General features: G+C 69.0%; 7 protein-coding genes and 3 pseudogenes. 4 read left to right on the top strand and 6 right to left on the bottom strand.

The window, feature by feature from the left end; all coding sequences use genetic code 11:
• Positions 1–216 precede the first annotated feature (216 nt).
• From O3X23_RS43205 to O3X23_RS44415, 4 genes and pseudogenes are all read left to right on the top strand, one after another.
• A complete protein-coding gene (locus O3X23_RS43205) occupies positions 217–837 on the top strand; it encodes an NADPH-dependent F420 reductase (RefSeq protein WP_269280682.1) in 621 nt (206 codons plus the stop codon).
• A gap of 52 nt (positions 838–889) precedes the next feature.
• Positions 890–1,828 (top strand): SDR family oxidoreductase, encoded by a 939-nt coding sequence (locus O3X23_RS43200; protein ID WP_269280679.1) that lies wholly within the window; start codon positions 890–892, stop codon positions 1,826–1,828.
• Between the two features lie 81 nt (positions 1,829–1,909).
• Positions 1,910–2,569, top strand: a complete 660-nt coding sequence (locus tag O3X23_RS43195) for an NADPH-dependent F420 reductase (protein ID WP_269280685.1) — start codon at positions 1,910–1,912, stop codon at positions 2,567–2,569.
• Positions 2,566–2,733, top strand: a pseudogene (locus tag O3X23_RS44415) (winged helix-turn-helix transcriptional regulator); the annotation flags it as partial. The gene O3X23_RS43195 and the pseudogene O3X23_RS44415, both read left to right, overlap by 4 nt.
• Before the next feature lie 119 nt (positions 2,734–2,852).
• On the opposite strand, the pseudogene O3X23_RS44410 reads toward O3X23_RS44415, so the two are convergent.
• From O3X23_RS44410 to O3X23_RS43165, 6 genes and pseudogenes are all read right to left on the bottom strand, one after another.
• Positions 2,853–2,977, bottom strand: a pseudogene (locus tag O3X23_RS44410) (ATP-binding protein); the annotation flags it as partial.
• Complete coding sequence (locus O3X23_RS43185; protein ID WP_269280675.1) at positions 2,973–3,395, bottom strand: hypothetical protein; 423 nt, start codon at positions 3,393–3,395, stop codon at positions 2,973–2,975. The gene O3X23_RS43185 and the pseudogene O3X23_RS44410, both read right to left, overlap by 5 nt.
• Complete coding sequence (locus O3X23_RS43180) at positions 3,392–5,497, bottom strand: integrase (protein WP_269280672.1); 2,106 nt, start codon at positions 5,495–5,497, stop codon at positions 3,392–3,394. Before O3X23_RS43180 ends, O3X23_RS43185 begins: the two co-directional genes overlap by 4 nt.
• Positions 5,494–7,149, bottom strand: coding sequence for a hypothetical protein (locus O3X23_RS43175; protein ID WP_269280669.1), 1,656 nt, complete (start codon positions 7,147–7,149; stop codon positions 5,494–5,496). Before O3X23_RS43175 ends, O3X23_RS43180 begins: the two co-directional genes overlap by 4 nt.
• Positions 7,150–7,244: 95 nt before the next feature.
• Entirely contained in the window at positions 7,245–8,822 is a 1,578-nt protein-coding gene (locus O3X23_RS43170; RefSeq protein ID WP_269280665.1) for a site-specific integrase, read from the bottom strand.
• 23 nt (positions 8,823–8,845) lie between these two features.
• A pseudogene (locus tag O3X23_RS43165) lies at positions 8,846–9,717 on the bottom strand (hypothetical protein); the annotation flags it as partial.

The following is a 9,717-nucleotide window of genomic DNA, read 5'->3' as shown; positions in this document are numbered from 1 at the left end:
CCGAGGACGCATCCCAACTCCGGACCGGTAACGCACCCCGGGTCCTCGCCACCTGGCGCAACCTCGCCATCGGCGCCCTACGCCTTGCGGGGACCACCAACATGGCCGCAGGACTTCGGCGCAACGCTCGCGACGCCAATAAACCCCTCGCACTCCTTGGCCTCACATGATCACGAAACGGACGTCACACGACTTTGCCGAAGCCCTGGGCACACTATGAGCAGCATCAGCATTATCGGCCTGGGGAACATGGCCGGCGCCCTTGCCGACCGGGCGCTCGCCGGCGGCAACGCCGTCGAGATCATCGGCCGCGACCCGGCCAAGGCCAAGGAATTGGCCGCCGCGCTCGGCGGCGCCACTGCCGGGACGGCCGGCGCCGCCCCGGCCGGGGACATCGTTATCCTCGCCATGCCGTACGCCAGCGCGGCGGCGGTGGTCAGCGAGTACGGGGACGCACTGCACGGCAAGGTCATCATCGACATCACCAACCCCGTCTCCCCCGATTCGCAGGGCCTTGTCACCCCCGACGGCAGTTCCGGCGCGCAGGAAATCGCCAAGGCCGCCCCCGCCGGCGCGCACGTCGTGAAGGCGTTCAACACCGTCTTCGGTCACATGCTGGCGCAGGGCAACCCGCTGGACGTGCTCATCGCCGGCGACGACGCCGAGGCCAAGGCGACTGTGTCGGCATTCATCAAGAGCCTCGGCCTGCGGCCGATGGACACCGGCCCCCTGACAATGGCGCGCTGGCTGGAGGGAACGGGCCTCGTGATGATCGGCCTGGGCCGCTATGGCGCAGGGAGCTTCAACTTCACCCTCGGCATCAACACTTCTGCCTGAGCGCGCCCGCACCACCACTTCTCGCGCCCCATCAATTACAAGGACCAGTAGCATGCGCGTTTTCGTCACTGGCGGGACCGGCCATTCCGGTTCGTACATTGTTCCCGAACTCATCGCCGCCGGGCACAAGGTCACCGGCCTGGCCCGATCGGACACGGCCGCGGCGGCGCTGTCCGCACTCGGCGCGAAGGTGCGCCGCGGCGACCTCCAGGATCTCGACGGGCTCAAGGAGGCGGCCGCGGACTCCGACGGCGTCATCCACGTCGCGCACAGGCAAGACCTGCTTCCCTCCGGCGGGATCGACGCCGTGGCCGCCGCGGAGCTCCCGATCATGCTCGCGTACGGCGAGGCACTCGCGGGAACCGGAAAGCCGCTGGTCGCAGCAGGGAGTATCGGCTCACCCGGGCAGCACCTGGGCCGGCCGGCCACCGAGGAGGACCCGGCCCTTCCCGGCGGCGATGAGCACAAGGGCACCTTGCGGGTTCGTAACGTCGTGGAAACCGCCGTAATCAGCCTCGCCGAGCGGGGAGTGCGGTCTTCGGTCGTGCGGATTGCCAACATCGCACACAGCACGACCGACCGTACCGGCTTCCTCCCCACGCTGATCGCGCTCGCGAAGGAGAAGGGCGTCGTCGGCTACCCCGGAGCCGGCGCGAACCTGTGGAACGCCGTGCACACCCGCGATGTCGCCTCCTTGTTCCGCTTGGCGCTGGAGAAGGGGCCGGCCGGCAGATACTGGCACGCGGTCGGGGACGGGGCCATCCCGTTCCGCGAGATCGCCGAGGCCATTGGCAGCCGTCTGGGCCTGCCCGCCGTGAGCATTCCCGCGGACGTACTGATGGTGCCGGGATACTTCGGGTTCCTCGCGAACATAGTCACGCAGAACTACCCGGCGTCCAACCACATCACCCGCCGGACCCTCGGCTGGGAACCCGCTCAGCCCGGCCTGCTCGCCGATTTGGACAACGGCCATTACTTCTCCGCCGGCTGACGGCAGGGATCCGAATCGAAACGAGCCCGGCAAATGACAAGGGTTCGGCTCTTCTGAAGGGACGCTGAGAAGATGACGACGGTGGGATTTGTCGGAAGCGGATACATCGGCAGTACCATCGCGCGGCTCGCCATCGAGGCCGGGCACCAGGTCGTGCTCAGCAACTCGCGCGGTCCCGAAACGCTCGCGGACACGGCCGCGGAACTGGGGCCGCGGGCGTCCGTGGCGACGAGCGGGGAGGCCGCGGCGGCCGGTGACATCGTCGTGGTCACGGTGCCGGTCAAAGCCTTCCCTAACGTGACCGCCGCGCCACTGGCCGGGAAGACGGTCATCGACACGTGCAACTACGGCCCCGAGCGTGACGGGCACATCCTGGAGCTCGACAGCAAGTCGCTCACCTCGAGCGAGCTGCTACTGCGGTACATCCCGGACGCCATGCTCGTGAAAGCGTTCAACAACATCTTCTATAAGCACCTGCTGTCACTCGCCCGCCCGGCGGGGGCGGCCGACCGCTCCTACCTGCCAATCGCCGGAGACTCCGCGCCGGCGAAGGCGGCGGTGACCGAGTTCATCGAATCGATCGGGTACAGCGTGGTGGACGCGGGACCGCTGGCCGATAGCTGGCGGCAGGCGACGGGCACGCCGGTGTGGGGGACCCCGTACGGGCCGTTCTCGAACGAGAAGGGCCAGCCGGTCGGCGAGGACGCCATCCGCGCGGCATTGGCCACCGCAACGCGGTAACCGCCGCGGAGTTGCGCCGTCGTATGCCGGGCATCTCCCAGAAGATGCTCTCCGTTACTCCGCAGGGCCTGGTTCGCGACGGCCTGGCGGCCCGCCGTGTGGAACCCACCGTGCCGCCCGCCGTCCACTACCGGCTCACCGACCTCGGCCTGTCGCTCGAGGGCTCTGCACCGGGTGATGTTCCGGCTGACGTGCGGGAGGCGGCGAGATACGCCGCCTCGACACGGGCGAGTTGTTGGGTGAGGCCATGACGGCAGTATCCCGACGACGTCCAGCGGTTTTCCTACTTGGTTGGGCGCTTGCCGTCCTTGTCGGCGGGGTTTTTCGGGCGCTTGTTGGGACGGTAGCTCGGGCCGTTCATGATGACCTGGTGGCTGGTGTTGATCAGCGGTCCAGCAGTGACTCAGAGTGGCCGGTTCGGCTGCGGTTGGGTTGGCAGCACTCGAACGGGGGAGGCGGGCTGCGACAGTGCACCGCGCAGTTGTCGGTTCTCCACGGTCAGTTGGTTGACGGCGCGAACAAGATGATCGACGTCGGTCCGCAGCTGGGACAGCTCCGCTGTGTCCTTGGCTCGGAGCTCCTTGAGTTTGACGATCTGTTGGCGCAGGCGGATCTCGGAGTCCGGCGTCTGTCCGCGCGCCCTGACCTGCGTGTAGAAGTCGTTCTTGAGGTCGAGGTGGCGCTGGGTCAGCGCGTTGCGCGGTACGCCGGCTTCCTGGGCCAGGGCGACGATCGTCAGCGCCCCGTTGGAGTGCTGGGCGGCGCCCTGCAGGATGCGGTTCATGGCCGCGCGGATACGGTCGCGTTCGTCGGGGGCTGGGCTCATGCGGTGCCGTCCTGGAGGTTGATGCGGGTGCGGTGGTGGGTGTCGGCGAGGTCGCGCAGTCGGGCGGCGTTGTCGCGCAGGCGCTCGCCCAGCGGTCCGGGGACGTGGCCTGCCTGCTGGTCAAGCGAGGTGGCGCGGAGGCGGAGACCGGTAGCGTGCTGATCGGTTCGGGCGATGTTCGCGCAGGCGGGGACGCACTGGTCGAGGCTGGGCGTGTCCTTGAGTCCGCGGTGGCACAGGGCCTTGTCGCGCTTGTAGACGCACATCAGCAGCGTGTGGGGATTGTCGTGGACGGCCAGGTGGGGGTTGGCGAGGATCTGTCGGGCCTGCCGGGTGGTGATGACGGTGCCGGTGTACTGGGGCGCGGTGGCGGCGGCCTTGATGGCCCGACGGGCGGCGGGTCCGGAGATGCCGAGGCCGTCCTCGAGAGCCGCGTTGAGGTCGGCGACGGTGTCGATGGTGGCGCGGGCCGTTTCGACGTCGAGGAGGTCGTGGATGCCGTCCCGGCTGCGCGCGGCATATCCGGCCGCTACGGAAGTCCGCAGATGACCGTACTGAATCGCGAGCGCGACCAGACCCCCGGGGCGGCGGGCGATGTGCCAGGCCAGGCTCCTGCGGAACCGCTCGGTACCGATCCTCCCGTGCGGATCCGGCGGGATGGCCTCACGGGTCAGCCCGCGGGCGGCTGCCTCGTGGTTGGCCCAGGTGATGAAGTCCTCCACCCGGGTGCCCAGCGTGTGCACAGTGAGGGAGCCGGTGCCGGCCCGGGTTCCGCGCAGGTCGTGAGCGTGGTGATCGAACAACAGCTGCCCTGGGGGAACCATGCGTTCCAGAACACGGATGGCGTCGACGACGGGGGCGATGGCCACCCAGGGAGCATCGCGGACTTCGCCCTCGGAACGATGGTTGCCGTCTTCGTCGCGGGCGGTCTTGTACACGGTGCTGGTGATCAAGTGCCGCCCTGTGCGCCCGGCGCTGTCCGGCTTCGGGTCGGGGCAGCAGCCGCTGCGAAGTCCGGCCGCCTCGCCGGGACGCATCCCGGTCAGATAGGCGATCACGATGAAGCATGCCGTGCCCAACTGGCGCATCAGAAAGCCTGCTTCGGTGTAGTCGACGGCCTCTCTCCAGGGGATCCCGCCGAGCTTGCCGGTGACCGGGACACTGAGCGGGCAGGGGCCAGGCCGCTCCAGGGCAGCCTGCCGCCAGCCGTGATTACGGGTGGTGCTGTAGACCTGGCCCAGGGAGGCGCCGGTGAGCGCGGCGATATACGCGCCCGCGATCGTGGTTCTGCCCAGCCACTGTGTGGTCGGAATCGGCAGCCGGTCGGCGTCGATGCGGTCCATGAAGGTTCGAAGAGCGGCTCGGGAGGCGGGCGTGGCGCTGTTGCCGGCAGCCGTTGCACGCAGACGGTTGGCCTCGGCCCAGGCGGCCAGGATGTCGTCGCTGAACTCCTCGACCGTGCGGATCGCCCACACCAGCACGGGGCCCATGGTCTGCTCGGCGATCGCCTCGGCGGAATTCTCGCCGCCCGGTGTTGCCGCCGGCAGGTAGTCGTCCACCCCCTCGGACTCCCACGGCGGGCAGCCGATTCCGCTGGGACGGCCACTGAGCTGGTCGAAGACCCACAGCCGGGTCAGCGACGACAGCACGCTGTGCACCGTGATGCGGGCCGCCCCGCTGTCGCGCACGTGGCGGCCGTACTCACTCAGTACCTGTGCGTTGCACTCGCTCAGCGTGGTGATGCCCCGGTCGGTGAGCCACGTGGCCAGCCGGCACCAGGTCCCGATCGTCTGGCAGAGCGCCTTGGGTGCCTGGCGTGAGCGCCAGGTGGGATGGCGCTCACGCAGGAACACGGAGGGCAGTTCGCCGTTGATCAAGGTCCAGGCGGCCAGCCGCAACTCCTCCCGGAACGTGCCGGGAAACGTGGGCCAGTGGATGGTGCTGTGCGTGACGCCCGGGTTGGCGTTCATGGGGATCAGCGGCCAGGCCGGCGCCGCGTAGCGCGCGATGGGGCCGGTGTAGCCGTCGACGATCCGGTGGGCGGGGATGACGGGGGTGTCGGGTCCGGGAAGGACACGGGCCGGGGCTGGGGTGGCCGTCACGGGTCGAGGTCTCCGTTGAGCAGCAGGGCAATGAGTTCGCGGTCGGTGTCGGTCACGTCGGCCAGTGCGCGGGTCCACACCGCGGTGCCGAGCTGGCTCTTGAGGTGTTCCAGGCGGGCGTGTCCGTCCTCCCACTGGCGGTGCCACTGGCCCGGGTCCAGTGCGGTGCGCAGGTTGTCGAGTGCGTGGTGCAGGTGGGCCAGGCGGCTGTGGTGGGCGGGGTGGATCCGGGCGTTGGGGCAGGCCAGGCACATCAGGAACGAGGCCCCGCAGCCTCCGCCGGGGCCGGGATAGGGGCTGTTGTCGTAGTCATGGCAGTCGGCGGTGGCGGTCGGCTGGTCGGTCGGATCGGCTCCCTCGCGCAGTTCGGCGGCGAGCACGGTTGCGTGGGCTTGGGTCACGACGGCTTCGGCTGCCTCGGCGATGACAGGGATCGCTCTCTGGCGGACCTGGGGATCGGTCAGCGTGTAGACGCGGTCGTGGGTGGACTGGCTGTTCTGTCCGGGCGCGCGTCGGTGCAGGGTGTTCACCGTCCGTCGTCCCCGGCGGAACGGCGAGGAGGAGAAGCCCTGTTGGGTCGCCCACTCCTTGGCTGTACGGCCGGAGACGCCGAACCCGAACACCCCGATGCCTGACCTCTTACGGCTCTCGTCCTGCGGGTGCTCCAGCGGGGCCTTGGCGGAGCGCCAGATCAGGAAGCGATCCGTGCCGGGGCTCAGCATGTGCACGGCCGCGCGGGCGAACACGGTGGCCTCCAGCGCCTGCGTGATGAGCCGCCCGGGGGAGGCGGCCCCGTCGTCGGTGAGGTTGCGGGTCTCGAAGTACCGGCCGGCGCCTCGCTTGTGCTTCTCCAGCTCGACCCGGTAGATCCGCGGGCCGTCGCTGCCGGCGTCCGGGGCCGCTTGCGGCACCTTCAACCTGTTGATCACCGACAGATTCCAGCCGTGCTCGCCCAGCAGCAGCACCCCCAGCGCGACCGTCTCCATCCGGGTCAAGAACAGCCGCTGCCACGTATGTTCGGGCCGCTCCCCGCCTAGCACCCGCGTATAGCGGGTGAGCACCCGGCCACGCTGGCGACGCACCCTGGTGTCGTGGGGTGCCTCGCCGGTCCGGGCCATACAGTCCAGCGCCTCACCCAGCAGCCATGCCTCGCTGCCGCGAGGGAACGTCCCTGACTGCCATTGGGCGAGGTGCCGGGCGTTGTCCGTGATCCGCAGATGCGCGGCACGGAACATTCGCCGCGCCGTGGTGACGATCGCGTCGAACTCGGCCGCCTGGAAGGACACTTCCTTGGCCGTGGGCTGCAGGACGCGGCGGGCGAGCGCTTCCCGGGTCGCCGCGGACAGTCGCGGGTCGTCCAGCAGCAGCCCCCGCAACGTGGTGATCTGGCGGTAGCCGAACCGAGTGTTCTGTCGGCTGAGCCTCCACTGCTTCCACACCCCCGCGGTCAGCTGGTCGAGGTCGGCGACCGGTGCGTCCAGCGTGGCCAGGTACGCGGTGAACGCCTGCAAGGGGAGCCAGAAGTACCTGCTGCTGTGATGCGAGCTCCACCGGCTCGGCACGCACCGCGCGGCGAACAGGCGGGCCAGCGATCGGCGCAGGGCGTCCTCGACCGGCAGAGTACGGAAGTCGTAGACTGCGACGGCTCCCATTCGGTCTCGGTGCTCGACAACAAGGCCGTCGTCCACCAGAACCGGGGGCCTGCGCACCGGCGTTGCCGGCAACGGCGCCGTACGCCCGCGGCGGTTCATCCCCCCGCCCGCGGGGTGACCTGCAGCTTGGCGTCGATGTCCTGGATGCCCTCGGCCTCCCGCGCCAGACGTGCGAACACTTCATCCATCTCCCGCGCCGGTCGCTCCCCTTCGCGGAACGGGGGCGCGGTGGTCAGCAGCGACCGCAGCTGAAGGTCGGCGACGGGGGACAGATACCGCACGCGGGTCGTCTCAAGGAACGCATGACCCAACAGGTCCTGCACCATCCGCCACGGATCCCCGTACAGCAGCCGGTAGTCCCGCCGCTCCTCCGGGCTCAGACCGAACCTCTGGTCCATCAAGTGGTGCAGGATGACCAGCATGTAGAGGGCGAAGCTGTGCCGGCAGGAATGCGGCGTCGCATACGGCGCCAGGCTGCGATGCGGGTCCAACCGACGCTCTGGCTCCGGATCAAGCACCGCCCGGCACCGCCGGTTCGCCGCAGTGAAGACGTTGTTCCACGAATGCGGCTGGAACGGCAGGCCCATCTCGTTCAGCCACAGCCACAACGGCGCCAATCCCGCCGGTCCTTCGGTGTACCACGTCATCCGTTCGTCCGCGGTAGCCTCCGTCAGCGCGATGCGGCCCGTGACGCCCTGGCGGTCGCACCAATAAACCGTCGGCTTCGGTCCCCGACTCACCCCGGTGACCAGCCGCATGTCCCGCACGCCGTCGTACCGGCCCCGGTCCTGGGCGGCGCGGATGGCCTCGCCGCGCGAGGAGTCGACGTAGTTCTCGATATCGCCCACCACATGAGCCTCGACGTAGTACGTACGGGCCTTCTTGGAACGCGTGACCGCTGCCGCGAGGCGCCCCGTGTAGTAACGGCCGCCCTCCAACCGCAGTGACGGCACCTCGAAGGCCAACAGCGAGGCGCCCTCCAGCCGCCGCATCCCAGAAGAGGTCAGCAAGCGCACGAACGCAACGTTGCGGTCCTCCAGGCGGCCCACCCAGCGCGGCGAGGGACGACCGTCAGTGCCGTAACCGCGCAGCCCGATGTCCATCCACAGACGGAATGCCCGAGGGGTCAGCCAGTGAACGTTGCTACCCCGGGCGTCCTTCGCTTTCCCGTCCGGTACCTCAACGATCTGGCCATGCCTGCCGGCCACGCGATGCACCGGAACCGGGTTACGTGGTAGGAACTCGTTCCCGGGCTTCGTTGCCCACGTGTACAGGTTCATCAGCGCGGCCAGTTCACGATTCCACTTGTTCCCGCCCACTCGCACCGGGTTCTCGGGCGACGTCTGGCGCCAGAACTGGAAGTCGTCGACGTCCGTCTCGACTGCCTGCGTCCAGACCTTTCCGCGCTGCCATAGAAAGTTGAGGAACAGGCAGATGTCCGTGATGTAGTTCCGCTTTGTCTCTTTTATGTATCCCCGGAACGGGTTGCTGCGCGTGTACAAGCTGAGGAGTTCGTCGATGCGGTAGTCCGGTGCCAGCAGAATCGGGTCGCCGGGCCGGATCCCGGTTGACGCCTCGCGCTCCGTCAGGTCCGTCCATCCCGCCAGAACGGGTACTCGCGGTGGGGCGATCGGCGTCGGCTTGGGAACCCAGAAGACACGCCACTTGCTCATCGCGCCACCCTGTCAGATCGGCTTCAACACGACGATTCAATAGGGATGGTCTGCCACTTCTGCCAGTCGCCATGAGCGCCGAGGAATGCCTCCAGAAGAGCGTCGTGGTCACCGGCGTCGGCGGCGTAGGCGGGGACGGTTTCCGGCTCACGGCTCTGGGCCTCAGGATCAACAACGGGATTGCCGAGTGAGGTTCGCGCCTGGGCGGCGTGGCGCGCGGTGTCGGTCATCGGTGCGAGTCCGGGGCGCACGGCCCCGCCGTGGATCTTCTCGAAGGCGACCAGGGCCTGGGCGGGTGAGTCGAAGGTGTCGGCGGCCTGGCGCAGGTGGTCCTCGCCGTGGAGGTAGACGCTTTTGCCGCCGCTGAGGTACGTGCCGACCGCGACGGTGGTGTGGCCGTCCTCGGCGTGGGCGTGGATCAGGAGGTGGCCGTGGCGGATGTCGTCGTGGATCTTCTGCGCTGCGTTGGAGACCTCACGGATCTCGCTGCGGGTGCACCAGGGCATCGGGTAGTTGGCCCAGGTCCATTCTTCGTCGATCGCTGTGCGCAGCTCGGGGGTGATCTCGACGGCGATTCCGTCGGCGGCCAGTTGCCGCGCGGCGTCCTGGGCCCAGTAGGGCTCCTCGTGATCGATGCGGACCAGGACGAGGGTGTTGTCGGCTACCACGTGCCAGTCGGCGGCTTCCAGACTCACGTGGGGGATGTGGGCCTGCGGACCGGTCAGGGTGGCGGTGACGGCGCTGGAGTGGGTGGGGTGGACGTCGAGGCGAACGTGCGCGTCGATGCGGGGTGTCGTCACGACAGGTGTGCTCTCGATTTCGGTGCGCCGGACCGTAGGGGTCTGGCGGTCGGCGGTCCGGCAGGTCAGCGGGGGGTGCGTGCAGTGGGCGGGGT

This window comes from Streptomyces sp. H39-S7 (assembly GCF_027158205.1).
Lineage (GTDB): Bacteria > Actinomycetota > Actinomycetes > Streptomycetales > Streptomycetaceae > Actinacidiphila.
This window is presented reverse-complemented; position numbering and strand designations above follow the sequence as displayed.

Coding starts and splice junctions, on each gene's coding strand:
- O3X23_RS43205 (WP_269280682.1), top strand. CDS start 217: ATGAGCAGCATCAGCATTATCGGCCTGGGGAACATGGCCGGCGCCCTT.
- O3X23_RS43200 (WP_269280679.1), top strand. CDS start 890: ATGCGCGTTTTCGTCACTGGCGGGACCGGCCATTCCGGTTCGTACATT.
- O3X23_RS43185 (WP_269280675.1), bottom strand. CDS start 3,395: ATGAGCCCAGCCCCCGACGAACGCGACCGTATCCGCGCGGCCATGAAC.
- O3X23_RS43175 (WP_269280669.1), bottom strand. CDS start 7,149: ATGGGAGCCGTCGCAGTCTACGACTTCCGTACTCTGCCGGTCGAGGAC.
- O3X23_RS43170 (WP_269280665.1), bottom strand. CDS start 8,822: ATGAGCAAGTGGCGTGTCTTCTGGGTTCCCAAGCCGACGCCGATCGCC.